The 26,376-nt window shown below is 43.2% G+C and carries 24 protein-coding genes and 1 tRNA gene; 14 read left to right on the forward strand and 11 right to left on the reverse strand.

What is annotated here, in order from left to right:
- Positions 1-30 precede the first annotated feature (30 nt).
- The 11 genes from RB622_RS21090 to RB622_RS21140 all read left to right on the forward strand — a co-directional run bounded on the left by RB622_RS21090 (position 31) and on the right by RB622_RS21140 (position 13,427).
- Positions 31-2,268, forward strand: a complete 2,238-nt coding sequence (locus RB622_RS21090; RefSeq protein ID WP_308048642.1) for a heavy metal translocating P-type ATPase — start codon at positions 31-33, stop codon at positions 2,266-2,268.
- Between the two features lie 73 nt (positions 2,269-2,341).
- Positions 2,342-3,556 carry an alginate lyase family protein gene (locus tag RB622_RS21095; protein ID WP_308048643.1) on the forward strand — a complete coding sequence of 405 codons (1,215 nt, stop codon included), beginning with the start codon at positions 2,342-2,344 and terminating at the stop codon, positions 3,554-3,556.
- Positions 3,557-3,683: 127 nt separating this feature from the next.
- Entirely contained in the window at positions 3,684-4,247 is a 564-nt protein-coding gene (locus RB622_RS21100) for a Uma2 family endonuclease (protein ID WP_308048644.1), read from the forward strand.
- A gap of 176 nt (positions 4,248-4,423) precedes the next feature.
- Entirely contained in the window at positions 4,424-4,636 is a 213-nt protein-coding gene (locus RB622_RS21105; RefSeq protein ID WP_308048645.1) for a hypothetical protein, read from the forward strand.
- 80 nt (positions 4,637-4,716) lie between these two features.
- Positions 4,717-5,181 (forward strand): HYC_CC_PP family protein, encoded by a 465-nt coding sequence (locus RB622_RS21110; protein ID WP_308048646.1) that lies wholly within the window; start codon positions 4,717-4,719, stop codon positions 5,179-5,181.
- A gap of 81 nt (positions 5,182-5,262) precedes the next feature.
- Positions 5,263-7,485: a TonB-dependent receptor gene (locus RB622_RS21115; RefSeq protein ID WP_308048647.1), complete on the forward strand. Its 2,223-nt coding sequence runs from the start codon at positions 5,263-5,265 to the stop codon at positions 7,483-7,485.
- A 70-nt stretch (positions 7,486-7,555) separates the two neighbouring features.
- Positions 7,556-8,137: an AraC family transcriptional regulator gene (locus tag RB622_RS21120; RefSeq protein ID WP_308048648.1), complete on the forward strand. Its 582-nt coding sequence runs from the start codon at positions 7,556-7,558 to the stop codon at positions 8,135-8,137.
- A 27-nt stretch (positions 8,138-8,164) separates the two neighbouring features.
- Positions 8,165-8,410 carry a heavy metal-binding domain-containing protein gene (locus RB622_RS21125; protein WP_308048649.1) on the forward strand — a complete coding sequence of 82 codons (246 nt, stop codon included), beginning with the start codon at positions 8,165-8,167 and terminating at the stop codon, positions 8,408-8,410.
- A 31-nt stretch (positions 8,411-8,441) separates the two neighbouring features.
- The gene (locus RB622_RS21130) at positions 8,442-8,786 is read left to right on the forward strand and encodes a heavy metal-associated domain-containing protein (protein WP_308048650.1); all 345 of its coding nucleotides are present in this window, start codon (positions 8,442-8,444) and stop codon (positions 8,784-8,786) included.
- A 370-nt stretch (positions 8,787-9,156) separates the two neighbouring features.
- Positions 9,157-12,324 carry a carboxypeptidase regulatory-like domain-containing protein gene (locus tag RB622_RS21135; protein ID WP_308048652.1) on the forward strand — a complete coding sequence of 1,056 codons (3,168 nt, stop codon included), beginning with the start codon at positions 9,157-9,159 and terminating at the stop codon, positions 12,322-12,324.
- Positions 12,325-12,656: 332 nt separating this feature from the next.
- A complete protein-coding gene (locus RB622_RS21140; protein WP_308048653.1) occupies positions 12,657-13,427 on the forward strand; it encodes a class I SAM-dependent methyltransferase in 771 nt (256 codons plus the stop codon).
- Here the strand turns inward: RB622_RS21140 and RB622_RS21145 are convergent, their stop codons facing one another.
- The 6 genes from RB622_RS21145 to RB622_RS21170 form a co-directional block, all read right to left on the reverse strand.
- Positions 13,428-13,940 (reverse strand): DUF6691 family protein, encoded by a 513-nt coding sequence (locus RB622_RS21145; protein ID WP_308048654.1) that lies wholly within the window; start codon positions 13,938-13,940, stop codon positions 13,428-13,430. It lies immediately after the preceding gene.
- A gap of 31 nt (positions 13,941-13,971) precedes the next feature.
- On the reverse strand, positions 13,972-14,547 hold the full coding sequence (locus tag RB622_RS21150) for a YeeE/YedE thiosulfate transporter family protein (RefSeq protein WP_308048655.1): 576 nt from the start codon (positions 14,545-14,547) through the stop codon (positions 13,972-13,974).
- A 368-nt stretch (positions 14,548-14,915) separates the two neighbouring features.
- Positions 14,916-16,298: a rhodanese-like domain-containing protein gene (locus RB622_RS21155; protein ID WP_308048692.1), complete on the reverse strand. Its 1,383-nt coding sequence runs from the start codon at positions 16,296-16,298 to the stop codon at positions 14,916-14,918.
- A gap of 174 nt (positions 16,299-16,472) precedes the next feature.
- Complete coding sequence (locus tag RB622_RS21160) at positions 16,473-17,267, reverse strand: sulfite exporter TauE/SafE family protein (RefSeq protein ID WP_308048656.1); 795 nt, start codon at positions 17,265-17,267, stop codon at positions 16,473-16,475.
- 73 nt (positions 17,268-17,340) lie between these two features.
- Positions 17,341-17,991: a Crp/Fnr family transcriptional regulator gene (locus RB622_RS21165; RefSeq protein WP_308048657.1), complete on the reverse strand. Its 651-nt coding sequence runs from the start codon at positions 17,989-17,991 to the stop codon at positions 17,341-17,343.
- A 14-nt stretch (positions 17,992-18,005) separates the two neighbouring features.
- The gene (locus tag RB622_RS21170) at positions 18,006-19,391 is read right to left on the reverse strand and encodes an MATE family efflux transporter (protein ID WP_308048658.1); all 1,386 of its coding nucleotides are present in this window, start codon (positions 19,389-19,391) and stop codon (positions 18,006-18,008) included.
- 331 nt (positions 19,392-19,722) lie between these two features.
- On the opposite strand from RB622_RS21170, the gene hflX reads away from it, so the two are divergent.
- Positions 19,723-20,973 carry a GTPase HflX gene (hflX, locus tag RB622_RS21175; protein ID WP_308048659.1) on the forward strand — a complete coding sequence of 417 codons (1,251 nt, stop codon included), beginning with the start codon at positions 19,723-19,725 and terminating at the stop codon, positions 20,971-20,973.
- 77 nt (positions 20,974-21,050) lie between these two features.
- Positions 21,051-21,122, forward strand: a tRNA-Arg gene (locus RB622_RS21180).
- Positions 21,123-21,286: 164 nt separating this feature from the next.
- On the opposite strand, the gene RB622_RS21185 is transcribed toward RB622_RS21180, so the two are convergent.
- The 4 genes from RB622_RS21185 to RB622_RS21200 form a co-directional block, all read right to left on the reverse strand.
- The gene (locus RB622_RS21185) at positions 21,287-21,703 is read right to left on the reverse strand and encodes a hypothetical protein (protein ID WP_308048660.1); all 417 of its coding nucleotides are present in this window, start codon (positions 21,701-21,703) and stop codon (positions 21,287-21,289) included.
- Between the two features lie 164 nt (positions 21,704-21,867).
- Positions 21,868-22,200: a YegP family protein gene (locus RB622_RS21190; RefSeq protein ID WP_308048661.1), complete on the reverse strand. Its 333-nt coding sequence runs from the start codon at positions 22,198-22,200 to the stop codon at positions 21,868-21,870.
- 266 nt (positions 22,201-22,466) lie between these two features.
- A complete protein-coding gene (locus tag RB622_RS21195) occupies positions 22,467-22,814 on the reverse strand; it encodes a hypothetical protein (protein WP_308048662.1) in 348 nt (115 codons plus the stop codon).
- Between the two features lie 146 nt (positions 22,815-22,960).
- A complete protein-coding gene (locus tag RB622_RS21200; RefSeq protein ID WP_308048663.1) occupies positions 22,961-24,118 on the reverse strand; it encodes an EamA family transporter in 1,158 nt (385 codons plus the stop codon).
- A gap of 53 nt (positions 24,119-24,171) precedes the next feature.
- Between RB622_RS21200 and RB622_RS21205 the strand changes: the two genes are divergently transcribed.
- Positions 24,172-25,365, forward strand: coding sequence for a L,D-transpeptidase family protein (locus RB622_RS21205; RefSeq protein ID WP_308048664.1), 1,194 nt, complete (start codon positions 24,172-24,174; stop codon positions 25,363-25,365).
- On the opposite strand, the gene RB622_RS21210 is transcribed toward RB622_RS21205, so the two are convergent.
- Positions 25,323-26,111: a murein L,D-transpeptidase catalytic domain family protein gene (locus tag RB622_RS21210; RefSeq protein WP_308048665.1), complete on the reverse strand. Its 789-nt coding sequence runs from the start codon at positions 26,109-26,111 to the stop codon at positions 25,323-25,325. The genes RB622_RS21205 and RB622_RS21210 overlap by 43 nt on opposite strands.
- Between the last annotated feature and the right edge of the window lie 265 nt (positions 26,112-26,376).

A 26,376-nucleotide genomic window follows, 5' to 3' on the forward strand; every position in this document is an offset into this window, starting at 1 on the left:
ATCTTTGTATCAAAGAATTTTAGCAATATCATGGAAACGGATCATAAAATTTTAAATACGAAGAAAGTGACTTTGCCCGTCACAGGAATGTCCTGCGCAGCCTGTTCTGTGAGCGTGGAATCTATGCTAAAAAGCACTTCGGGGGTTGCAGACGCGGGTGTAAATTATGCAAACCAATCGGCTTGGGTGGATTATGACCCTTCGGTCACGGATTTGCCGGCGCTGGATAAAGTTTTGCAAAGCATCGGCTACGGTTTTATCCTGCATGATGATGAAGATGAGGTAATTGCGGAGCAGGAAAAAATAAAGCTGGATCATTACAATGGTTTAAAGAACAAAACGCTTTGGACAGGTATTTTGGCGGTACCGGTTGTCGTTATTGGCATGTTCTTCATGGATATGCCGTATGGTAATTACATTATGCTGGTACTGACAGCGCCGGTTCTGTTTATTTTCGGGAAAGATTTTTTTGTGAATGCATGGAAACAGGCAAAACACGGGAAGTCGAATATGGACACGCTGGTGGCGTTAAGTACCGGTATCGCTTTTCTGTTCAGTACTTTTAATACCTTTTATCCGCAGTTCTGGCATGCCCGTGGACTGCATCCGCACGTGTATTTTGAAGCAGCCGCAGTGATTGTGTTTTTTATTCTATTGGGTAAACTGCTGGAAGAAAGAGCAAAGACAAATACTTCCGATGCCATAAAAAAACTGATCGGTTTGCAGCCTAAAACGGTGCGGGTTATCCGTGGAAATGATGAAATTGAAATTCCGGTTAAAGAAGTACAACTTTATGATGAAATCGTAATTCGTTCGGGAGAGAAAATTCCGGTGGATGGCAAGGTGCTCAGCGGTAATTCTTTTGTCGATGAAAGTCTGATGACCGGCGAACCAATCCCGTCTGAAAAGACAAAGGGGGCACAGGTTTTTGCCGGTACGATCAATCAGCAGGGGACTTTTACTTTCTCGGCGGAAAAAATTGGTAAAAACACCGTTCTCGCCCAGATTATTAAAACCGTTCAGGCCGCGCAGGGAAGCAAGGCACCCGTGCAAAGACTGGTTGATAAAATTGCCAGTATTTTTGTTCCCATCGTGATCGGAATTTCAATTCTGACTTTCATTGTCTGGATGTTTTTTGGGGGTGACAATGCGCTGACGCAGGCACTTCTGGCTTCTGTTTCGGTGTTGGTTATTGCCTGTCCCTGTGCTTTGGGACTAGCGACGCCAACGGCCATTATGGTAGGCGTCGGTAAAGGCGCTGAAAATAATATCCTGATACGGGATGCGGAAAGTCTTGAAAAAGCGCATGAAGTAAATGCCGTTATTCTTGACAAAACAGGGACGCTGACAAAAGGTCATCCGCAGGTAACCGACTGGAAATGGGCTGATCATGTGGGAAATAAAAGCCAGCACGCAGCAGCGATCAGAATTTTGGAATCGCGCTCGGAGCATCCGCTGGCTTTGGCGGTTGTCGATTATGTGAAAGAAAATAGCGGAGGCAAAGTTGAGAAATTTGAATCCGTGACGGGGAATGGTATCAAAGGGACGGTCAATGGCGATGAATATCTGATTGGCACCGTTGCTTTTCTTGCAAAAGAAGGCGTTCGAATTGACAGTGCATTGGAGAAACTGGCAGTTTCACAACGTCAGGCTGCACAAACGGTGATCGGGGTGAGTTTAAATCATGTACAAATTGCGTTGATTTCGATTGCGGACCAGTTAAAAGAAACTTCTGCCGAAGCAGTGAAAAATCTGCTGGAACAAGGTATTGAAGTTTATATGCTGACAGGCGACAACGCCCAGACCGCCGAGGCTGTGGCAAAGCAGGTTGGAATAACGAATTACCTGGCAGAGGTAAAACCGGATGATAAGATGAAGTTTGTTCAGAAATTACAGGCCGAGGGAAAAATTGTAGCCATGGTTGGCGATGGTGTCAATGACTCGCAGGCATTGGCGCAGGCGGATGTAAGCATTGCCATGGGAAAAGGATCGGATATCGCGATGGATGTGGCAAAGATGACACTTATCACTTCCGACCTTCTCGTTTTACCCAAAGCACTAAGACTTTCCCGCAAAACGGTTAAAACCATCAAGCAAAATCTTTTCTGGGCATTTATTTATAACTTAATCGGGATACCGGTGGCGGCCGGAATTTTATATCCTTTTAATGGGTTTTTATTAAATCCGATGATAGCCGGTGCAGCAATGGCATTAAGCTCAGTGTCTGTTGTAACAAATAGTTTGAGATTGCGCGGAGCGAAATTGTAAACTCCAAAGGGAGAAATGATCAGATGCGCGTCTTTCTAACAAAAGAAGACTATCCACCTCGTCACACGAACTTATGATCATTTTCTCTAAAATCAGGCTATATAAAAAACCAGGGTTTAACAAGCTGTTAAGTCCCTGGTTTTTTTGTTTTATACTGACTGCAAACTTCGCTTTTAGTCAGGGAAGTGCAGTGGAAGCAGAGGTTGTCAATGAGCTGAGAACGCATATTCTGACAGAAGCCGGGTGGGCTATGACGCAGGACCCCATAACGGTTACGGCCGAAACGAGTCCCAGAAGCGCGGGCGGAAAACATGATTTTTACTCGGAAGGGGATTATTGGTGGCCGGATACATTAAATCCTGCCGCGCCATACATTCAACGCGATGGCCTGACAAATCCTGATAATTTTACAGCCCATCGTCGGGCTATGATCCGGTTTAGCCGCATTGTTGGCGCACTGACCTCCGCTTATAAAATTACCGGGGAAGAGAAATATGTAACCTGGGCATTCCGTCACATCAATGCCTGGTTTCTTGATCCGGAAACAAAAATGAATCCTTCTCTGCTGTACGCCCAGGCGATTAAGGGGAGGGCAACTGGCCGGGGGATCGGCATTATTGACACGATCCATCTTATGGAAGTGGCACAGGGGATTATCCTGATGCAGCAGGCAAAATCGGTGAACCAGCAACAGGTTGCAGAGGTAAAAGACTGGTTTGCGCAATACATCAATTGGCTTCGAAATCATCCGTATGGCAAAGATGAGATGGAGGCAAAGAATAACCATGGGACGTGCTGGGCTATGCAGGTTGCCTCGTTTGCCAAACTCACCGGGAATAAGGAGGTTTTGGATTTTTGCCGGAATCGTTACAAAACTGTTTTCCTGCCTTATCAGATGCATGCAAACGGAAGTTTTCCGCAGGAACTGAGACGGACAAAGCCGTACGGTTATTCCATATTCAATCTGGATGCGATGGTGATGTTATGTCAGATTTTGTCGGATAAAGAACATAATTTGTGGCTTTATGAAACCATCGATGGCCGAAATATCCGCAAAGGGATCAGGTATCTTTATCCGTATATTGCCGACAAAAGTAAATGGCCGCTCAAACCCGATGTGATGTATTGGGAAAACTGGCCGGTAGCCCAGCCTTTTCTCGTGTTCGGTGCCCAGGCTTTTAACGAAGACGACTGGCTGGAAACCTGGAAAAAACTGGATCATAACCCGAAAGTGGAAGAGGTATTGCGGAATTTGCCGATCCGGAATCCGGTAATCTGGTTTGAGTGATTTTAATCAATGGTGTTACAACAACTTCTAAAATATTCAAATTTCGATTATACAGCTTTTGCAGTTGGCATCGGCCGTATAAAAGGTTAAATTTGAAATAATCCACACACTATTTTAGAAGCTACTGATGCAAACAAAGACACTCGTGACACGCGAAGAATATTTTGATCTGCTGTCCAAATCGGATGTAAAACTGGAATATCATTCAGGAGAGGTTGTTGCTATGGCCGGCGCGCAGCCTGTGCATAATATCATTTCAGCTAATTTAATTGGGGAATTTATTTATTGTCTGAAGAAAAAAGGTTGTATCGTTTTTACCAGTGATCAGCTTATCAAAATTGAGAAATGTAATAAGTATACTTTCCCGGATTTAGTTATTCTTTGTGCAAAACCGATTTATGAAAAGGCTCCACACGGGTTGAATGCGCTCGAAAATCCTGAAATTATCATCGAAGTTTTATCCGATTCAACGGAGCGTTACGATAGACTTGAAAAGTTTGATTGTTACAAAACAATTTCGTCCTTTCGAGAGTATGTGCTGGTTTCTTCCAAAAATAAAAAAATAGAAGTGCTTGTTAAAAGGAATGAAGCGGAATGGCTAAGTCATACCTATACAGATGACAGAGAAAACATACTAATAGGGAACTGTTCTATCTTGTTGGGTGATATTTATAATCATGTTGACTTATGACAACATTTCAAAGGTTTTAAGATTAAGAATTGAAAACCTGTGTTGAAATCAGCAAACGGCAAAAAACAAAAACTCTGTAACGCCTTCCCTTAATTGTGTAATAGTTTCCATTGGCTGCTGCCGATCTTTGCAAAGAGATATTTAAGAAGTCTCTGACAAATATTAATCTATTCAAAATGGAAACTATAAAATTCAAAACCAATATTAAATGCGGTGGCTGTATTGCAGCCGTTACTCCTTTTCTTACTGCCGAAAATGGATTTGACAAATGGGAGGTTGATCTTCAAAGTGAAAACCGCGTATTGTCCGTAGAAACAGGTAAATCAGCCGACGAAGTGGTTGAGGTTATCAAAAAAGCAGGTTATGTCGCTGAGCCGATTGCATCTTAAAAGCCAGAAAATAAAATAGTTACCTTAATCCGGAGCATATCAGTTTGCTATTGCTCCCGGAAGGTTTTACTTTTGTAACAATGAAAAACAAACTTCATAGATCTATCACCCTCTTTATGGCCATTCTGGTGCTGGTAAGCAGCACGGGATTTGGGCTGATAGAGCATCAATGTATGATGCGGGGGATGACTATGAAGTTTGTCTCTGAAAAAAAAGCCGATTCCTGCAAGGAAAAGGTAGTGTCTTCCTGCTGTGCAAAAAGCAAGGCAGCGCAGGATTCCAATAAAAAATTCTTCAAAAAAACAGATTGCTGCAAGGATCAACAGAAATTTGAAAAGGTAGATGTTGTTTCATCGCTTGCTTCGTTTCAGACTAAGGCTTTAAAAGTGCTGGCTGACGGTATTCTATGGTCGGTTCAGTCTTTTGTCTTTTTATCACGGGAATGGGTTTATCCGCCTGTGGCTTCTTCAGATACTACAATAACCTTCTCTTCCCTGTTTCACGGGAGAACTATGCTCTCTTTTGTACAGTCATTTTTGATATGAATCGCTGATTATTAGATTTTAATGTGTTTCTTTTTTCGGGACTCACACGTTTTTCTTATACATCAAGTGATTTAGCCAATAATGAAAAGATATTTAATCGGAGCAGTTTTGCTTCTGTCTGCGCACCTTGTTTCGGCGCAGCGAATAACGGGAAAAGTTTACGAGCAAACTGTAAAAACACTTACGCCGCTCACGGGGGCAAATGTTTACTGGGCTGGCACGACGCAATCAGCCACGACGGATACGAGCGGAAGGTTTTCAATTCCCCGCGTTACCCAGTCGAACAAGCTGGTATTTAGTTTTGTCGGTTTTCAAAATGATACTGTAAAAATTGGCGCGGAAAGCGAGCTCGAAGTCGTGATGAAAAATGATCAGACTTTGCGCGAAGTAGTGGTTAAGGCCAATGCAACGACAATTGACAGGTTATCTCCCCACCAAACAGAAATTATCACGACCCGCACCCTGGCCAAAGCTGCCTGCTGCAACCTGTCCGAGAGTTTTGAAACCAATGCTTCCGTTTCTGTTTCTTACAGTGATGCTGTAACCGGCGCCAAACAGATTCAAATGCTGGGTTTGAACGGAACTTATATCCAAACCAATATTGAGAATATTCCTACAATCCGGGGTTTGGCATCCACTTTTGGTATGAATTTCGTGCCGGGAACCTGGATTCAGTCCATTGATGTGGGCAAAGGAGCCGGTTCGGTGGTGAATGGATATGAGTCGATGACGGGGCAAATTAACGTAGAACTGCAAAAGCCGGACACCCAGGAAAAACTCTATTTTAATACCTACGTCAATAACTTCGGGCGGGGAGAAGTGAATCTCAATCTGGCTCATCAGCTGAACGATAAGTGGAGCACAGGCTTGCTGACCCATGCGAGTACGCTTAAAAACCGGGTTGATAAAAATAACGATGGCTTTCTGGATCTTCCGCTTTACACACAATACAACGTGATCAACCGCTGGAAATATCAGAATAAGAGAACAATGGCCCAGTTTGGTGTAAAAGCGCTCTATGAGGACCGGTTAGGCGGGCAAACTGATTTTCGTAAAGAAATGAAAGGCACGACCGAGGCTTATGGATTTGGTGCAAAAGTGAATCGCTATGAATTCTTTTCTAAAATTGCGAGGCTGTATCCTGACAAACCTTATAAAGGACTTGGATTAATTGTCAACGCGTCGATCCATGACTCAAAATCTTACTTTGGGCTAACCAATTACAACGGCCGCCAGGAAACTTTGTATGGTAATTTAATCTATCAGTCGATTCTGGGCAGCACCAACCATGCTTATAAAGCGGGTTTGAGTTATATGCTGGACAATTATAATGAAAAATACAGGGACACGACTTTGCTGAGACGGGAATCCGTACCGGGTGCTTTTGTGGAGTACACTTATAACAATCTTGACAAGTTCGTACTCGTAGCCGGCTCTCGTGTTGATTTTCATAATCTGTATGGTACCCAGTTTACGCCGCGTTTGCACCTGAAATACAGCTTGACGAACAATACCACGTTACGTGCGTCGGCTGGCAGAGGATTTCGGGTAACCAATCCGTTGGCTGAATATTATGGCAACCTGGTTAGTTCAAGAAGAGTGGTTTTTCTGGAAAAAATACGGCCGGAAGTGTCCTGGAATTATGGCGTCAGCCTGACTCAGGAATATAAACTGGGCGAAATGCAGGGAACTTTCGTTACCGATTTTTACCGTACCGATTTTGATAATCAACTGGTAGCAGATTTCGAAAACCCGAGAGATATCCGTTTTTATAACCTGAATGGGAAGGCATATGCCAACAGTTTTCAGGCAGAGGTTAATCTGACACCAATAAAACGTTTTGATTTGAAACTGGCCTATCGTTTATTCGATGTAAAACAGACGGTTAACGGACTGCATGGAGAAAAGGTTTTAATTGAAAAAATGATGGTAAGCCGTGACAGGGTTTTATTCAATGCCGGTTACGCCTTACCCTATGATAAATGGAAATTTGATGCCACGGTGCAGTGGAACGGAAAACGCAGGCTGCCATACATGGGACTGACCAGCGAAGATATGGGGCACGAAATGCCATCGGCTTCAACCACAGCGCCATCATTTTATAATCTTAATGCGCAGATTACACGTACATTTCCCAAATGGGATGTTTATCTTGGTGGTGAAAACCTGAATAATTTCCGTCAGAAAAATCCGATCATGGGTGCAAATGATCCTTTCGGGAAGCAATTTGATGCAGGAATGGCCTGGGGACCAGTTGTCGGGCGTATGATTTATGCTGGTGTACGATATAAAATTATCAGATAGTTGTTAAGGAAATGCAGGGCACTTTACGGCCCTGCATCAACAATTTATCATTAACCATAAATCACTGAAGATGAAGTTATATATCAAAAATATGGTTTGCGATCGTTGTATCAGGGTTGTCAGAGAAGAATTTGATAAACTGGGCATTGGATTAAGCCATATTGAACTGGGTGAGGTTGATACAAAGGGAAACCTTGACGAAGCTCAATTGACTGATGTAAAATACAGCCTGAAAACGAGCGGGTTCGAGTTATTGGATGATAAACGCGCTGCTTTAACCGAAAATATCAGAACATTGATTATCGAAGAAGTTCAGTATCTGAAAGGGAATAAACCTGCGGCTGTTAATTTTTCCGATTATCTTTCTCAAAAGACGGGTTATGAATATTCGTATCTGAGCAATTTGTTTTCCTCAGAAACGGGGCAAACCATCGAGCAATACATTATAGCCCAGAAAGTGGAAAAAGTCAAAGAGTGGCTTTCCTACAATGAATTGAGTTTAAGTGAAATGGCATGGCGTTTGTCGTACAGCAGTGCTGCGCATTTAAGCAATCAGTTTAAAAAAGTGACGGGGATGACGCCGGGTGAATTTAAAAAGAGCAACACGCTGGCAAGAAAAACACTGGATCGGGTAGGAGCGCCGAAAGTTTAAAATGTAATTATTAAATCAAAATATACGATGAGAAAAATTCTTTTTGCATTGCCGTTGACATTACTCCTCGCTTGTTCGGGGAATCAGGAAAAGAACAAGGAAGCCACAGGCAAAGAAGTTACGACAACCACTGCTGAGGCCCCGAAATATGCCTGTCCGATGGAGTGTGAAGGAGATAAAACCTACGCACAAGCTGGGAAATGCCCTGTTTGCAAAATGGATTTACAACAAATTGTCCTGGTCGAAAGGGATTCAACCGGGCATAAACATTAATCATCTATTCAACATCAATCAAAATACTATTATGAAAAAGACATTTTTTTTATTCGTTGCGTCGCTGTTTTTAACGGTAAGCCTTGCCAATGCTGATGGAAAGGACAAGGAAGTGAAATTCAAAACTTCCGCTATTTGTGAAATGTGCAAAGCGCGTATGGAGCGTAATCTGGGGCTTTCAAAAGGTGTGAAGGCGTCAAATCTGGATTTGAGCGATAAGGTCGTGACGGTTAAATACAATCCTGATAAAACAACGGAAGCTGCCATTAAAGCTACCATTAACAACACGGGATACGATGCAGATTTGTCTCCTGCGAATCAGAAAGCGCACGACAAATTGCCAAGCTGCTGCCGGAAAACAGCTGCGGCGCATTGATAACCAAATTCTGAATTTTAGGAAAAGGAGCTGTTTGTTTTATTGTTTTATAACGCACGCTTCCTTTCCCGATTTCTCTATCCGGCCGACATGATCATTTGATTATGTCGGCCGGAATGGATTCTGCCAGACATGAAATTGTCTCAAAAATCAGGTTTTCGGGCAGATTTATCTTCGTCTGACACCCGGATTTATGCGCGGGAAATTTGTTTGTTAGGGCTTTAAAAGTAATCATCCCCGAAAGTTTTGGATATAATCCGGACAAAACTTTGGTATGATTCCACTTCACATTTTCATAACATCTCCAAAATATCGGCGTAACCTGCTGAATCTAGTTTTGCATCCTTAAATAACTACTTATTTCAAGGATATGAAACTGAAATTTACTATTTGCGTGTTTATGCTGTCCTGCTTTTTAGGAACCGCACTGATGGCCCAGACAAATCAGGCTACGATCAGAGGAACGGTTTCCGACGGGACAAAAACACATGTTCCCGGAGCTACGGTGCAGGTGCGTAATGAATCCACAGGATTTACTTCCGCAACGACAACAAATGACAAAGGAGAGTACATTATCAAGCAACTTCCTTTGGGTAAACCTTACACGATCGTTGTTTCATACATCGGTCACGGCGAACAGAAAAAAACGGGTTATTCCTTAAATCAGGGTGATCTGGTAACTGTTGATTTTGAAATCAGAGAAACGACTAATGAACTGGATGAAGTGCACGTAGTCGGTTCAGGACTGAAAAATACAGTTACAAACTTTGGTGCAGCCACTTCGGTAACGGCGCGTGATATTGCTAAACTTCCCGTAAACGGAAGGAATTTTACTTCATTAATGGATTTATCCCCATTAAGTAAATCAGGGGGAAGTCTTTCAGGACAATTGGCTTCGTCGACCAACTTCACGATCGATGGGATGACTGCTAAAAATGCAACATCCGGTGGTACAACCAACCGTAACGGCTCTCCTTACGCGATTTCCATGGAAGCGGTTCGTGAATTTAAAGTGGTAACAAACCAGTATGACGTAACCTACGGAAGAAGTGGTGGCGGTTCGGTAAGTACTGTAACCAAATCAGGAACCAACACATTGAGCGGAAGTGCTTTCGTATTTGGTCGGACAGACTGGTTGTCGAGCCCTTATGACATTCGTGGAAACAAGCGTAATGTTCCTTTCTCGACCTATCAGTATGGTTTTTCTTTGGGCGGGCCTATCATCAAAGATAAGGCACATTTCTTCGTGGCATGGGATCACCAGGCGGATTCCCGTCCGCTGCAAATCGCAGATATCCAGAGCGCAGCGGATGAAAAACGTTTCAGTGTTACGAAAGCATCTCTGAATCGTTTTGAAAGTATTGCAAGAAGCAAATATGGCGTGGCTAACTCACCGCAATTCGGTTCTTTTGATAAGAAAGAAAAAACAGAATCTATTTTCGCCCGTATCGACTGGCAGCTTAGCAAAAAACATTTGCTGACCATCCGTAATAACTTCGGTTTTGATAAAAACAACCAGAGTATTGGTGATAACAGCTCGATCAATACGTACGAAACCTATGGCACTTCCAGAGGCTTGGATAATAGCCTGTTATTTACCTTGCGTTCGGTTGTTAGCCCTCGTTTGATCAACGAAGCGAAATTGCAGCATATGTATACGAAGGAAAACAGTATTCCTAACCCGCAATTGCCTGGCGCAAATATTCCCCGTGCAATCGTGGAGCGTGTTGCTTCAAATGTTGACGGAAAAGATGTTTTTACAACGATTCAGCTGGGTGGACAGCGTTATATTCCGGAGCATTTTTATAATAACACGATCCAGTTTACGGACAATGTTTATTATAACACAAACAACGTAAGCTATACTTTCGGAGCAGATTTGATGTATACCAACATGAATTCTCTTTACGGAAGTGAAATGAACGGACGTTTTTACTTCACAGGTCTTGACAATTTTGAGAACCTGAAACCATACCGTTATGCCCGTGAAATTGCACTTAGCCCGGATCACGCTGTAAAGCAAAATATCCTTAACACGGGTGTTTATGGACAATTGCAAACCAAGTTGTTTACCGGATTTGAATTGATGGCGGGTGTTCGTGTGGATTATGCCAATTACATGAACAGACCGAATTTCAACCAAACTGTGTTCAATGAACTTGGATTGCGAACGGACAATACGATCAAAACTTTCCAGATTCAGCCCCGTGCAAACGTAACCTGGGATTTCAACGAGCAAGGAAAAGATATTTTACGTTTTGGAGCCGGTGTTTTTGGATCAGATATCAACAACTATGCGATGATCAACAACATGCTGTTTGATGGAACAAAGGTGGCTTCGGTGGATATCCAGGGGGCCAACCTGGTTCCTACCCCTAATTTTCCAGGTTACCGTGCCGATCCTTCAACCGCTCCGGGTGTTGAATTGCTTAAAGTGCCTGGTGTGTCCAACAATGCGACCATTAACATGAACGGTGCAGATGCGAAAGTGCCTACGATTTACAAGGCAAATATCTCATACAGTCACTTTTTTAGCGATCGTTTCAAAGTTGGTTTGAGTGGATACATGACGCTGGGACGTAATAATTACATGTATGTGGATGGAAACATGGTAGATCAGCCATTCTTCCGTTTATCAAATGAAGGCAACCGTGGCGTATTTGTGCCTGCTGAAAGTATCGCAACCGCAAATGGCTCAACAGACTGGCAAAAAGGACGTAAATCGACCAATGTCGGCCGGGTATTGGAGCTGAATAGCAAAGGAAAAGTAAATGCATTTGCAGTCGTTGCCGATGCGACATACCAGTATTTCAGAGACGGAGAAATCACGGTAAGTTATACTTACAATGATGTTAAGGATAATACTTCTTACAACGGAAACGTGGCAAACTCGGCTACTTTGTCTTTGATGGTGAACGATGATCCGCGTGATTTGAGCCGTGTAACCTACTCAGATAATCAGTTCCGCAATAAACTGGTTGTTTATGGAACATTGCCAACTTTCTATGGTATCAGTGTTGGGGTGCGTTATTCAGGTACCGGGGGTACGAGATATTCGCTTGCCGTGGGTGGTAACGTGAATGGTGATTTTGTTAACTCAAATGATCTTGCCTTTATCTTCGATCCAAAAAATGCTGCTGTAACGGAAAAGTATCGTACGGGTATCCAGACTTTGCTTGATAACCCTGAGGTTAACAGCGGCTTGAAAGATTATATCCGTAAAAGTGCGGGTAAAATCGCTGAGAGAAACGGTGGTATCAATGGTTTCTACGGAACATGGGATTTGAAACTTGCCAAGAAATTCCATATCTATAAATCACAAAGCATCGAAGTTTCCGCCGATATTTTCAATGTCGCCAACTTGCTTAACAAGAAATGGGGCACGCAGGATATCCTGGGGAAACAAAATATCTACTCGCTTAAAAGCTTTGACGCAACAAGCAAAAATTACAACTATGACGTGAGTCCGACAACCGGTATCGTAGTTCCTTCGGGAAATCCTTACCAGATCCAGTTGGGATTGCGTTATGCGTTCTAATGTTTTGTTAAACGCAGCGTAAGGGAGTTTTTGCGCGGAGTTACGCTGAGGGATTTGTTCGCTCGGCGTAACTTTTTTATTTAAACGCTGAGGTAGGGGGAGGTTTACGCGGAGTTCCGCTGAGGGATTTGTTTTCTTGGTGTAATTTTTTTCTTAAACGCAGCGTTAGATGAGTTTTTTCGCTGAGTGCGCTGAGTTTTTTTTGATAAAATTGATAACTCCCGGACTCTGCGTAAAACTCCACTTCCTCTGCGTTAAAAATAATATCAGGCGTTAACTCACCCTTGATAAAACCTCCCCCTTCCTCTGCGTTTAAATAAATTAATCTATTTTTGCATAAATTAAATCGAGCAGAAACATTGGCCTGGTATCATACATATTTTGAAGGTTTGCCACAGAAGGCATGGAAGTTAAATCAGGACGAAGAGTATACCGAATACGAAGTCGATTTTTTACGTGATACCCTGGATTTAAAAGAAGGCAGCCGGGTGCTTGATGTGATGGCCGGTTATGGTCGTCACGCATTGCCTTTGGCGGATCTGGGTATAACGATGACCTGCATTGACCTGTCAAAAGAATATTGCGACGAATTGCAAAAAATATCCAAACAGGAGAGTTTGTTCGTAAACGTTATTTGTGACGATATTCTGGCCACCTCTTTTGAAAAAAAATCCTTTGATGCGGCCTATTGTATCGGCAATAGTTTTAGCTTTTTCCCCCGGGAGGATATGCAGAAATTCCTGCAAAAAATCGCTGACCTGCTCGTAACAGGCGGGCAGTTTGCCATCCATACGGAAAATCTTGCTGAAAGTATTTTTCCAAATTTTCAGGTTAGAAACTGGATGCCCGTAGCAGGTGATATTACCTATCTTGTCCAAAATGAGTATCATCCGGAGGAAGGTTTCATCGAAGCCGAACAGACATTCATTTCAGGAACGGAGAAAGTTACGCACACCGTTCGTCAGCATATTTACACCTTGGGTGAGCTGAATTTTATGTTTCAGTCAGCCGGTTTGAAAGTGATCGGAGCATTTGGGAATCTGGAAGCCGATCCGTTTATGCTTGGTGACGAACAGCTTTATCTGATTGCCAGAAAAATATAGTCAGTGCGGTAGTTTGGACCGGAGCAGGCCATAAGTCCAGGTTCCTGCGATTGCGCTGAGAAGGGTTATGATGACGACTAAAAAACCGCTTCCAATTTGTGCAAACAAGGGTCCCGGACATGCGCCGGTAATAGCCCAGCCGAGGCCAAACATAAATCCGCCATAGATCTGTCCCTTGTTAAATTGTTTTGGCGGAATACTAACCGTTTCCCCGCTAACCGTTTTGATATTAAACCGTTTGATCATTTGCAGTGAAAGCAGGCCCACAACAACGGCCGAGCCGATAACGCCATACATGTGGAAGGAATCGAAACGGAACATTTCCTGGATTCGGAACCAGGATACAATTTCAGCCTTTACAAATACGATTCCGAAAAAAACACCGACGATCAGATATTTTAAATTACCGGCAAAACCTTCCGATTGTGTTTGCTGATTGGTGCCATCATAACCGTCCTGCTCCTTATTCAAAAGCTTGATTTCTTCGGCTGAATTACCTTTAATGGTTGTCATATTTTAATGATTTGACGTCTTACGTGAGAAATTAGTTAACCAATTGCAATAACCAGGGTAATAAAACCCAGGTAGAAAAGAAGCCGCCAACCATGAAAAATATGGTTGCGATCAGCGACGGCCATTGCAGGTTTGAAAGCCCCATGATGGCGTGCCCGGATGTGCAGCCACCGGCATAACGGGTGCCAAATCCAACGAGAAATCCTCCCAAAACGAAAAATATTAATCCTTTCAGAGAAAAAATATTGTCAACGGAAAACAGATCTTTCGGCATTAATCCTGAAAAATCGGTGATTCCCAATTGTGTTAAACTGTATTTCGTTGCATCTGCAATGATCAGTGAATCCGGGTTGGTTAACAAATAGGTAGCGATAAATCCACCGATGGTGATACCGGCTACAAAGAATAAATTCCAGGCTTCTTTACGCCAGTCGTATTTGAAAAAAGAAATATTGGCGGGAATCACCGCGGCACAGATATGCCGTAAGGAAGAGGAAATACCAAAGGATTTATTTCCTAAAAGAAGTAAAACCGGGACAGTAAAACCGATAATCGGGCCGGCAATATACCAGGGCCAGGGTTTGTGGAGGAGTTCGAAGATTTCCATATAAAGTTGTCGAATGAATCAGATTGTATTTTATTGATGAACGATATCGAAACAGGAGGCTCCGATGGAGCCAGGCACATTGATAATTTACTTTTTTCTATAAACAGGAAGCTCTGATCGAGCCGATTGGAACTTATGCAATTAACTTGCATGACCAATGTTCTGTACTTTTTTCTATAAACAGGAAGCTCTGATCGGGCCGATTTTGGTTTATAAGATTAATTTCTTTACCCAATGTTTCGTACGTTTTCGGCCCAATAGGGGCGTCCTGTTTATAGCCGGACAAATCAGAAAAAGTGTAATTTGGCTCCATTGGAGCCACCTGTTTTTGTCTAAAAAGAACGCCGGCAAGAATCCGGCTGAAATAATCAATTTAAAGATACCGCTGTTTTACTAATTGCGCCAAAACCTCCCTCAATATTCACGACATCGTCAAATCCTCTGGCTTTTAAAATGGATGCCGCGATCATGGACCGGTATCCACCTGCACAGTGTACGTACAAGGTTTCGTTTTTCGAGAGCGCCGACATATTGTCATTTATCGTATCCAGTGCAATGTTCTCGGCACCTTTAACATGCCCGGATGTAAACTCGTCCGGTTTTCTGACGTCGATTACTTTAACGTTTCCGGCATTATAGCGCTCCGCGAATTCGTCGGCAGACAGTGAGGTCACCGAATCCACTTCCTTTCCTGCTTTTTCCCAGACATCAAATCCCCCGTTAAGATAACCAATTGCATAGTCATACCCGACACGGGCCAGGCGGGTGACAACTTCCTCTTCTCTGCCAGGCTCCGTTACGAGCAATATATTGTGTTTCAGGTCAGGAATAAGTGCCCCGACCCAGGGCGCAAAACCGCCATCAATACCAATGTTAATCGAATTTGGAATAAAACCCCTGGCGAAATCTTCAGGTTTCCGGGTGTCCAGAATCAACGCGCCCGTATTATTCGCTTTCGCTTCAAATGCGTCTGGTGACAAAGCCTGATCCCCGCGTTCCAATACGGTATCGATACTTTCATAGCCATCCCGGTTCATTTTTACATTTTCAGGGAAATACTGCGGTGGTTCAGTCAATCCGGATGTTACTTCACTGATGAATTCTTCTTTGGTCATATCGGCTCGGAGTGCATAATTGAACCTTTTCTGGTTTCCCAAAGAATCACTCGTTTCCTTACTCATACTCTTTCCGCAAGCCGAACCTGCACCGTGCGCCGGGTATACAGTTACAGCATCAGGTAAGGTCATGATTTTAGTACGCAAGCTATCAAACAGGATTCCGGCCAGATCGTCCTGGGTCATACTTCCATTTTGAGCCAGATCTGGGCGGCCGACGTCGCCGATAAACAAGGTGTCGCCACTAAAAAGTGCGACCTCTTTCCCGTTTTTATCCGATAGCAGATAACAGGAAGACTCCATCGTATGGCCTGGTGTATGCAGAACCTTGATCGTGACCTCGCCAAGCTGAAATACTTCCCCGTCATAGGCGATGTGGGCTTTGAAGCCTGTATTCGCTTCCGGACCGTAAATGATTTCGGCCCCTGTTTTCTCGGCAAGATCAATATGTCCCGAAACGAAATCGGCGTGGAAATGGGTTTCAAAAACATATTTGATTTTTACCTTTTCACGTTTTGCTTTTTCGATATAAGGGGCAACTTCTCTTAACGGATCAATCACGGCGGCTTCACCGTTGGAAGAAATGAAATAAGCTCCCTGAGCCAGACAGCCGGTATATATTTGTTCGATTTTCATCATCATTGGATTTTTTGCAGAAAAAGATTTCGAAGGATTTCTGCGTTAGTTTGTTTTATTAATACTCAAAATTCGGGTAAAAATTGAAGAGCGTATGTGATTTTAGTCACTCAGGGTTAAAAAAGTCAGTCTTTTTGTTTGCTTAAAACGAAAAATGAGCCGGTTGCGGTGATGTTAATACGGTAACTCTTTCAGAATAATATAAATTCCAATACAGAGTACAAACCAGCCAAAGGTGTTCTTTAATGCGGTACCTGAGAATTTATCGGACCAGTAATTTCCGACGAAAAAGCCGGAAACGGAAAGAAGGGTTATCTTCAAAATCAGCAGCCAGTCGGGTCTTATGAGGTTGATCTCAGAAAAGAAACCAAGCATGGACTGGACGCCAATGATGAGCAGGGAGGTTCCAATCGCCTTTTTTATCGGGATTTTGTTTAGAATTGTCAGGAAGGGGATAATCAGAAATCCTCCTCCCGCTCCCGAAATACCGGATATTGTCCCAACGAGGATTGCTTCGGGTATGATCAGTTTTTGATTTGCCGGGGTAGGATTCTGGATATTTTTGAAAGCTTTTTCTTTGCGTAAAACCATTAACAATGCAGCCGAAATCATGACCGTTGCGAAGAACAGCATGATGAACAGCGATCGTGAAAGGATTAGGTTGTCGGCCAATAATACTTCCTGAGGAATCGTCGGCAGGATTATTTTTCTTGCAAATATTACCGCCAGTGTGGAAGGTATACCGAAGAGCAGTGCCATTTTTAAATCGACAGCGCCCGTTTTGTATAGTGGTAAAGCACCTGTCAGACTTGTAATGCCCACAATGAATAAAGAATAAGCTGTGGCATTTAGCGGGTCGACAGCGAACAGATAGACCAAAATGGGTACCGTCAGGATCGACCCGCCGCCGCCGATCATGCCTAACGATACCCCGGTTAAAACAGACGCCAGATAGCCAAGTATTTCCATTTCTCTCCAAGATTTTTGACAAAGCTCGGAAGAGAAACAGCGGTAGTCTGTGACAATTATCACGCTGAAATATTTATTTCAGCCATTCGATCGCATTTCGGTTCAGTCTCACTTTTTTATCCGTTTCCATTTTTTTTAACAGCCTGGAAACAACCTCTCTGGATGTGTTCAGGTCGTTGGCAATTTGCTGATGCGTGATGGTAATGTCCTTTTTACCGGCTTGTGAAAACTGGTTTGATAGATAAAATTCGAGCCTTTCGTCCATGCCTTTGAACATCACGTGGTCAAGCAGGGTGAGTAGTTCATCAAAGCGGTCACGGTAGTTTTCAAGAACGAAATAATACCAGCTTTTGTAATTTTTCATCAGCTCATCAATAACGGAAACCGGAATCATGATGGCGACGGTGTCTTCCAGCGCTTTTCCCAAAACCTGGCTGGTCTCCTGTTTGGCTGCACAAATGATGGATAATGCACAGGCCTGCCCCGGATTTAAGTGGTAAATAAAAGCTTCTTCCCCGTCATCACCTTCACGATAAAGCTTCACAACGCCCTCAGCAACCAGAACGGTGTACTTGATGTATTGTCCCTGCCGCATGATCAATTCTCCTGCTGGGATATGTTTTAACAGAGCAACTTCTTCAATTTTGTCTTTCAGCGCAGGTTCGAAAAAGGGGAACCGCGTCTCGATGTAATGACGGACTGTTCCGGTGTTCGCGTTGTCCATAGAGGTTCTTGGTTTTAAATTTTAACGGTTTTCCAGTTTCCCGCTTTGAAACGCCAGATTCCCAGCAAAGCCAGGCAGGATTCAGCCACCGGAACGGAAATGAAGACACCGATGGGACCTAATGCAAATACAATGGCTAACAGATATGCCAGCGGAATTTCGATCATCCAGAAACAGATCAGGTTAAGAATCGTCGGGGTTTTGGTATCACCAGCGCCGTTGAGCGACTGGATAACCACCATGCCATAGGCGTAAAATCCATAACCAAGGCACAAAACCCGCAACGCAAGTTTTCCGGTATGAATTACTTCAGCATTCGGGCTGAACCATCCAACGATCGTTTCTGCTCCAATGAACATAAAAACAGATAGGCCAACAAGGAAAAACAGGTTATAGGAAGCACAGCGCCAGACGGAAAGTTCAGCACGCTCCGGTTTTCCTGCACCCAGGTTTTGTCCTACCAGCGTTGCGGCGGCGTTCGCCAGTCCCCAGGCAGGTAAAAGCGTAAACATGATTACACGGATGGCAATGGTATATCCCGCAACAACATCGCTGCCAAATTCGGCCAGGATACGGGTCAGGAAAATCCAGCTTGCCGAGGATATCAGAAATTGTACGGTTCCGCCCGTGGCAACTTTAATGAGCGCCACAATCGTTTCCTTATGCGGTTTTAAATCTTTCAGGACAAATGCCAACGCGGTATTAACGCGGGTCAGCGAATAAAGCTGATAACCAACGCCAACAGAGCGTCCCATGGCCGTTGCGATGGCGGCACCGGCAACACCAAGTGCTGGCAAGGGGCCCAAACCGAAAATAAGAATCGGGCCAAGGATCATATTCAGGCCATTGGCAATGATCAGTGAACGCATGGCGGTGGCTGCGGATCCTGCGCCGCGCAAAGCACCGCTTAATGAATAGAGCAATATCACAACGGGCGCACTCAGGAACTGTATTTGGGCAAAAATAGTCCCGGTTTCGATCACCTTTCGGTCGGCCCCCATGAGATGTAGAATATCGCTGGCAAACGTAAAACCGAGCAAAGCTATGGGGAATGAGATTCCCAGGGAAATCAGGATAACCTGGCCGATGGCCCGCCGGGCCTGTGCGTTATTGCCTTCGCCGACACGCCGGGCGATGGTTGCCGTTGCAGCAGTGCTTAACCCGATGGCAACCGAATAAACCAGTGTAATAACCGATTCGGTAAGTCCTACGGTCGCAACCGCTTCTATGCTTATTTTCGAAACAAAGAAAATATCAACAACCGCAAAAAGGGATTCCATGACCATTTCCATGATCATTGGAACAGATAAAAGGAAAATTGCCCGGTTGATACTTCCGTCCGTGAAACTCTCTTCGGACCCACCTAAGGCCTGACGAAGTAGTTGAAGCCACTTTTTCATGTATAAAAAGAAAAAATCAGATTAACAATAAGGATCTACACGTTTTAAAAACGCGCAGAAAATGGCCTGGAAATTAGGACTAAAAAGACGGAGTGGCTTAAAGTAAGCCGGGGATGATCACCAACATAGGTTTAATGTGTTTTGACAAATATACAAAACTGTTTTTTTTATATTCAAATAAAAAACAGGAATACCAGCATGTTAGTTGTATCTTCATCCCGGATGTACTTGAACTTTTGAACATTATATTCCGTTTTCTAACTACCTTTTTGTACAAAAAAGGACTGGTTACTCACCAAACGTGGAAGCCAGAACAATAACATTATTCTGAATGATCGATAAAAGTAAATTATTTTCAACCGCTGTAAAGCAGGAAACGGCAGTCCTGGTGGCTGTGAGTACACAAAAACAAAGCAGCGGTAAAACGAAGGAATATCTGGAAGAGCTGGATTTTTTGGCAGCTACGCTGGGTGTAAAAACCGTCCAGAAATTTACGCAAAACCTTGAACGCGCTGATATCAAGACCTATGTAGGAAAAGGGAAACTTGAAGAAATAAATATTTTCGTAACTGCGAACCCTGTGGACATGATTATTTTTGATGATGATCTTTCTCCGTCGCAGGTGCGAAATCTTGAAGTTGTTTTTAAGGATATTAAAGTGTTGGACAGGAGTCTCCTGATCCTGGATATTTTCGCGATGCGTGCCAAAACGGCGCAGTCGAAATTACAGGTGGAGCTTGCCCAATACCAATACCTGTACCCACGTCTGACCAGACTTTGGACGCACTTAAGCCGCCAGTCGGGCGCAGGAGTGGGGATGCGCGGTCCGGGGGAAACGGAGCTTGAAACGGATAGACGTATTGTAAAAGACCGGATTGCGTTTCTGAAAGAGAAGTTGGAAAAAGTGGATCGCCAGAGCATGACCCGACGTAAGGAACGCGACCGTCTGGTACGTGTTGCTATCGTGGGTTATACCAATGTAGGGAAATCGACTTTGATGCAGGGGCTTTCCAAATCGGATGTTTTTGCGGAAAACAAGTTATTTGCTACCGTGGACTCTACGGTACGCAAAGTGAATATGGAAAATGTTCCCTTTTTGCTGACCGACACCGTTGGTTTTATCAGGAAACTGCCGACGACGCTTATCGAGTCTTTCAAATCAACGCTGGATGAGGTCCGGGAAGCGGATATTCTCGTGCATGTTGTGGACATTGCGCATGAATCTTTTGAGGAACATATTGAAGTAGTAAATAATACCCTGATTGATATTGGTGCCGCGGATAAGCCGACGATTCTTGTTTTTAATAAAATTGACCTTTACAAACCTGCGCCTCAGGAAGAAACCTGGGAGGGAGAGGAGAAGCCCGAGGAAGAAGAAATTACGCCTGAAAATACTTTAAGCCAGCTAAAGAAAAGTTATTTGTCGCATAAGGCGGACCAGGTTGTGTTTATTTCTGCCCGGAAAAAAGAAAATATGGAAGAGCTGCGTAATGTACTTTTCGCGCTAGTGAAAGAAAAACACTTCGCGATATATCCCAACTGGCTTGATTTAGGTTATTCTCCTGTACAATCAGAAGAATAAGTATTTGTAATTGAATCGGATTTTTTCCAATTTTGCACCCCGATTGGTATTCATAGGAATATGGGTACCAATTTTTTGACTGCGTAGTTCAACGGATAGAATAGGAGTTTCCTAAACTCTAGATATGGGTTCGATTCCCGTCGCGGTCACAAAAAAAGAAGTACAAAACAGCCAGCATCGTTTCAAAAAACGGGCTGGCTGTTTTGTTTGCTAGTTTGTTTTTACATTTTAGGAAGGTTTATCATACTTTTTAATGCCAGAATTTCCGCAGGTTTTTTTTAATATGTTTGTGATCTACCCATTGTAATTTCACTCAAACTCCCTGCTTCGGATCAACAAACGCCATTAATTTTACTCCGGATATATCACCGGAATGGATATCGGTGTGCGAAAGGCCTTTTAAATCAATAACAGATACTTTGTTTTCACCATAGCAGATAAATGAAACGGTTACCTTAGGTTTGCCTTCGTTAAAGGCTCCGGCACCCTTTTCGGGGTAATCCGCCATGAGTCGGTTGAGTGTTTCAGGACTGGCGAATTCAAGACATTTTAACGTAAACCGATCATAATCACCATCCCAGTTCAGATAAAGCAGAAATGGACTATTATCCATGATTTTGAAATAAAAATTAAATTGCCGGTTCTGTGCATACACGCTGGAAAGCAGCAGTTCGCTGGACTCGGAAAAGTAGTATTTTATCTCATTTCTTAAATAATCTATTGAATTCATTATATTTTATTATTGTTTGTTCTGAGATTTATCTATAATAACAAATATAATTAATGAACCATTTAATTTTGAGCGAATTTATTTTTTTAACCGTGGTGCTCGCATCATCAATAAAAAAGGTCTGTGAAAAACACAGACCTGATAAAGTTTTATGGTTTAGCCGATTAGCTTGATTGATCGGTGGTGGTTGCTGTTGGACCATTTTTCTTGACGGATTCGATGCCGTTATCTCTTCCGGCTGTACTTTCATACATTTCGCTGCTGCCGATGATCTGGCCGTTGCCCGCTTTTAAATTGAAATAATATTTGCCATTTTTTGATGTGTTCTTTTCATAGCGTGCGTCATCCGGTGAATTTTTCTTTACAGAATCAATGCCGTTTTCACAGGAACTTTTCGCTGCATAACCTTCGCTGGCAAGGATCACTTGTCCATTGTCTGCTTTGAGATTAAACTGATATTCTCCATTTGCACGTTTGGTAATTACGTATTTGCCCATAAAATGTGAATTGAAATGTGAGAAATAATTTATTATGGTAAATAAACGTATCGCAATGATAAATGCAAATTATTCATTAACAATAAATTGTATCATTAAATTAAGACATTTGTCTGAAGTCAAAAAAGGGAAGCCATGCAGTCATTGTGCGTATAGTAAGAAACGAGGCTGCCGTTTACCAGATGCCGCATCGTTGAGATACTAAAAAAGATCAGGGAGCCGCACATGAAGTACAGCTCCCTGACCGAGGAGGGGGTACTGTTTGTTTACTTTTGATTCTCGACAGGATCGGGTTCCAATTCGCCCAGGTCGACATTGTCCACCGCCGTGGTCATGCGGGTAACTGCAAAACTGTTAGGTCCGGTCTGGACGACCGCAAACTGGCTGTAAGAAGTACCTGACGAAGTGTACGGGGTTGCATTAACCGGCGAACCGTTTACATACACCGTTACAGATATTTCTGTAATCAGACAAACGCCGCGACTACTGGCAGTCCATTGGCCATGGGCGGCAATGGAGAAATTGTCATTACTGCAAAAGGCGCTGGCATAATGCACGGTTCCGGAAGCGGCGAAGGCAGTAGAATTAATGATGTGAGCAAGAGGATAAGCCATGATTTCTTTTTGTTTACGTTGATTTGTCCGTCCAAGAATTCGTTTCTAAGACAAATCAAAATTAGCAGGTTGGATAGTCTCGGAACAGCCGTAAAACACCTGATTCTGAAAACAGGTGTTTACACGGGTATAAGAATCTTGTAAGCTTATGATTTGACAACCAGGTGATTTGTTTCTCCGCCTCTTGTTTTTGGGAAATGATGCTTGTTGAATAAAATGATGGCCAAAAGAATAACCCCGTACGCCAGCAGCTGCAAGACCGTAATCTCTTCCTTGAAATAAAACACGGCAATCATAAAACCGATCAGCGGGTTTATGTAAAGTAAAATGCCCATCGTAGACGAGTTTACGCCTTGTAAGGCATAAAGGTTCATGAACAAAGGCATGATCGTAAAGATGACGGCGATAAAGGTAATGATCAGATAAAATGAATATTCGGAGGGTATGGCGGCGCTGTATTCCGGGTAAAACGGAAGCAGGATCATGGCCGAAAATGAAATCTGTAAAGTGAGCAGGATAAATTTATCAAAACCAAAGTTTTTCCGTTGGATAACCAGATACAGTGCATATGAGGAGGCGATGATCAGGCTGTACAAAAGATCGGCAACGTGATTGATGGATAATAACATACAGCTGAAAGCACTCAAAGCAACCGCTATCCATTGCCAGCGGTTTAGTTTTTCCTGTAAAATAAAATAGGCCAGGACAGTCGTCAAAATCGGGCATACCAGGTAAGCGAGGGCCCCGGCTTTAACACTGATATGGTTTACGGCGTATATAAAAAAGAACCAGTTGGCCGTAAGCAAAAGTCCGCCGGTTAATGTTTGGAGAATAGCTTGTTTCTTTTGTTTCGGCGACAATGCCTTAAATAGCTCAATGTTGTGTTTCAAAACTTTTGTCCTGAAAACGAGACCGATAACCAGCATAAAAACAGCACAGAAAAAAACTCTGTAAAACAGGATGTCCAAGGAAGGATAATCATGAAGCGCTTTTAAAGCCAAACTGAAAAATCCCCAAATTGCAAAGGAAGAAAGCGCGGAGACGTAGTACTTTGACAAATTCATTACTGTGTATTCAGGATGCGTAACAATGCACATAAAAGAGGTTAAGCGGAGAATAAGTTCCTGAAAATCTTGTTCTTCACCCTTATTGAAACCGGATTTTGCGGAAAATTGTGCTAAATCTATCGGATCGTGTTCATGAATTTCCCCATCTTTCTCAGTGATTTTAAAAACGGGAAAGTAATGATTAATGCTTAACTTGTTAATATATAATATTTTATAGTTCAGTGTTTTCGTTTGCATCGGGTAGCACGGAAATTTTATTGTGTGCAACAATACCATCTTACTTTTTCAGCATGCAACGACCATCCGGTATGTCCCGAATTAAATACATTTCTTTTACCATCCTTTTTTCGTGCGTTATTCTGCAATCCTGTAAGAAAGACGCTGAAAAAATGACCAGGGAAGAGCTTGCACAGGAATTGAGCAAGGAGAAATATTACACTAAATTGCTATCGTATGCAGAAAATGCAGGGATAAAAACAGAGAAATTTTCGGTAGGAGAAGCCGCCCGTGTTTTTGCATTATTGGAAGAAACAGGTTATGGGCATCAACCCTCGATACGGTATGTCAACAAAAAAGTAAAGGCCGACACGGCGATTTTGAGAAAAGCAGCCGAAGAGCTGGTTAAAGGCGAGGAGGTGGATAAGGTCCTGCAAAAGCTGGAACCTGAGTTTTCGGTTTATAAAAACCTCAAAAAACATTACACCAGGCTAATTCAGGAAAATAAGCAGGATAGTGCGGCTCTTGTTGCGGAATCGCTGAATGCCTACCGCTGGATTCGCCGCCAGGCAAATGGGGCGCCGCGTGTGGTGATGGTCAACATTCGTGGTGCCTATCTTACGGGTATGGAGGCTGGTGGAAAGGATATTATTACGATGCGGACCGTGGCCGGAAAGCGGGAAACACCGACACCCACTATGGATACCTATGCCACGAGTATCGTAACAAACCCGTATTGGAATGTGCCTAAAAGTATTGCCATCAAGGAAATTTTCCCGAAGGCTTCGAAAGACGCATCTTATCTTTCAAGAAATAAAATCGAAATAATTAATGGACAAGGAGAGGTGCTAAACCCAGAGGATGTCGATTGGGAATCAATGACGGCTGACAAGTTCCCCTACCGTTTTCGTCAGGAAACCGGGGAGGATAATGCTCTGGGACTCCTGAAAGTCGAGATAAAAAATCCGCTTTCCATTTATCTGCATGATACCAATGCAAGATATCTTTTCAAGAGCAATCAGCGCTGGAGAAGTCACGGCTGTGTTCGGGTGCAGCATCCGACTGAACTGGCCAATTTTATGGCAGGTGAAAAATTGTTGAAAAATGACTCACTGACCGAACCGGATACCGCTTCGCTGCCCCCTAAATGGCATAAACTAAAAAAAAGAGTTCCTGTGTTTCTCCTATATCTGGGCGCGGACTGTAACGCAAAAGGAGATCTGCTTTACTTTGCAGATGTGTACAAAAGAGATGCGCCCAAGTTCTGACCCTTTTCTTTGGTTAGATTAAGGCCCGCTAACAGCGATGATTTTTTGAAATAAGCCTGGTTTTGCGAATAGATGAATAATCCTGCTCCGTTGTACAAAAGGTCGATCAGCTTTTTGTGATCCGCGATGGAAACGGCGGGGCAGCCCTGGCTTCTTCCCAGGCGGCCGGTGTTTCTGATGAAGTTTTCGCTTACATAATCGGCTCCGTGCATCACGATAGCACGTTCAAAAGCGCGATCATTGATCCCTTTTTCAACCCCTTCAAGTCGCAGTGAAAGGCCGTGTTTTCCCTGATAGGTACCCAGTGTTTTGTAAAAACCGAGGCTTGACTGATAAGAGGAATTATCGTTGGAGAAACTTTTGGCAAATTCCTGGCCGGAGTTTCGTCCGTGAGCCACGAATGTATTGAGCAGTAACTTTTTTTGTATAAAATCGATCACATACAATCGCTTTTTGGTGGACGACTGGCTGAAATCGGCAATGGCCATGATGTGTTTTCCCAGGTTCATTTTGTGGAAGCCATACCAGGCATACTGGAAAGCAGCTTCCGAAAGTCCGCGTTCTTTCAGATCAAGAGAATCGTAGAGTGCGACCCATTCTGGCTTAGAAACCGTGTCGTGAAGGACTGTTAAAGTGTCCTGAGGAGCCTGCTGCTGAGAAACTGAAAGTGGATTTATTTTTTGAAAACCAAAGGAAACGCTAAGCGCAACACCCATTACCAATACTACTACCTGTGCTTTTGTCATCTCGAATACTTAAAGTTTTTTTAATAAGATTCAGTAAGGAGGACCATGGGAAACGATAAATAAAACGTCGAAAAGGACGAAAACTTGTTTCTGTACGATCCTTATCCTTTTCACCACGAATCTTTTTAACAAGACATGGACTGGGAATGGTTCCGTTGGCTATTTTTAAATAATTTAAAATCAGCTGATTGAGCGCGTTTTGGATGTTTTTTGTCGATAAAAAAAGAAATTTAGTACAGCTGGAATCCGGATGAAATATTTTCAG

It is taken from the genome of Dyadobacter sp. LHD-138 (assembly GCF_030929615.1).
Lineage (GTDB): Bacteria > Bacteroidota > Bacteroidia > Cytophagales > Spirosomataceae > Dyadobacter.

Coding starts and splice junctions, on each gene's coding strand:
- RB622_RS21090 (WP_308048642.1), top strand. CDS start 31: ATGGAAACGGATCATAAAATTTTAAATACGAAGAAAGTGACTTTGCCC.
- RB622_RS21095 (WP_308048643.1), top strand. CDS start 2,342: ATGATCATTTTCTCTAAAATCAGGCTATATAAAAAACCAGGGTTTAAC.
- RB622_RS21100 (WP_308048644.1), top strand. CDS start 3,684: ATGCAAACAAAGACACTCGTGACACGCGAAGAATATTTTGATCTGCTG.
- RB622_RS21105 (WP_308048645.1), top strand. CDS start 4,424: ATGGAAACTATAAAATTCAAAACCAATATTAAATGCGGTGGCTGTATT.
- RB622_RS21110 (WP_308048646.1), top strand. CDS start 4,717: ATGAAAAACAAACTTCATAGATCTATCACCCTCTTTATGGCCATTCTG.
- RB622_RS21115 (WP_308048647.1), top strand. CDS start 5,263: ATGAAAAGATATTTAATCGGAGCAGTTTTGCTTCTGTCTGCGCACCTT.
- RB622_RS21120 (WP_308048648.1), top strand. CDS start 7,556: ATGAAGTTATATATCAAAAATATGGTTTGCGATCGTTGTATCAGGGTT.
- RB622_RS21125 (WP_308048649.1), top strand. CDS start 8,165: ATGAGAAAAATTCTTTTTGCATTGCCGTTGACATTACTCCTCGCTTGT.
- RB622_RS21130 (WP_308048650.1), top strand. CDS start 8,442: ATGAAAAAGACATTTTTTTTATTCGTTGCGTCGCTGTTTTTAACGGTA.
- RB622_RS21135 (WP_308048652.1), top strand. CDS start 9,157: ATGAAACTGAAATTTACTATTTGCGTGTTTATGCTGTCCTGCTTTTTA.
- RB622_RS21145 (WP_308048654.1), bottom strand. CDS start 13,940: ATGACAACCATTAAAGGTAATTCAGCCGAAGAAATCAAGCTTTTGAAT.
- RB622_RS21150 (WP_308048655.1), bottom strand. CDS start 14,547: ATGGAAATCTTCGAACTCCTCCACAAACCCTGGCCCTGGTATATTGCC.
- RB622_RS21155 (WP_308048692.1), bottom strand. CDS start 16,298: ATGAAAATCGAACAAATATATACCGGCTGTCTGGCTCAGGGAGCTTAT.
- RB622_RS21160 (WP_308048656.1), bottom strand. CDS start 17,267: ATGGAAATACTTGGCTATCTGGCGTCTGTTTTAACCGGGGTATCGTTA.
- RB622_RS21165 (WP_308048657.1), bottom strand. CDS start 17,991: ATGGACAACGCGAACACCGGAACAGTCCGTCATTACATCGAGACGCGG.
- RB622_RS21170 (WP_308048658.1), bottom strand. CDS start 19,391: ATGAAAAAGTGGCTTCAACTACTTCGTCAGGCCTTAGGTGGGTCCGAA.
- hflX (WP_308048659.1), top strand. CDS start 19,723: ATGATCGATAAAAGTAAATTATTTTCAACCGCTGTAAAGCAGGAAACG.
- RB622_RS21185 (WP_308048660.1), bottom strand. CDS start 21,703: ATGAATTCAATAGATTATTTAAGAAATGAGATAAAATACTACTTTTCC.
- RB622_RS21190 (WP_308048661.1), bottom strand. CDS start 22,200: ATGGGCAAATACGTAATTACCAAACGTGCAAATGGAGAATATCAGTTT.
- RB622_RS21195 (WP_308048662.1), bottom strand. CDS start 22,814: ATGGCTTATCCTCTTGCTCACATCATTAATTCTACTGCCTTCGCCGCT.
- RB622_RS21200 (WP_308048663.1), bottom strand. CDS start 24,118: ATGCAAACGAAAACACTGAACTATAAAATATTATATATTAACAAGTTA.
- RB622_RS21205 (WP_308048664.1), top strand. CDS start 24,172: ATGCAACGACCATCCGGTATGTCCCGAATTAAATACATTTCTTTTACC.
- RB622_RS21210 (WP_308048665.1), bottom strand. CDS start 26,111: ATGACAAAAGCACAGGTAGTAGTATTGGTAATGGGTGTTGCGCTTAGC.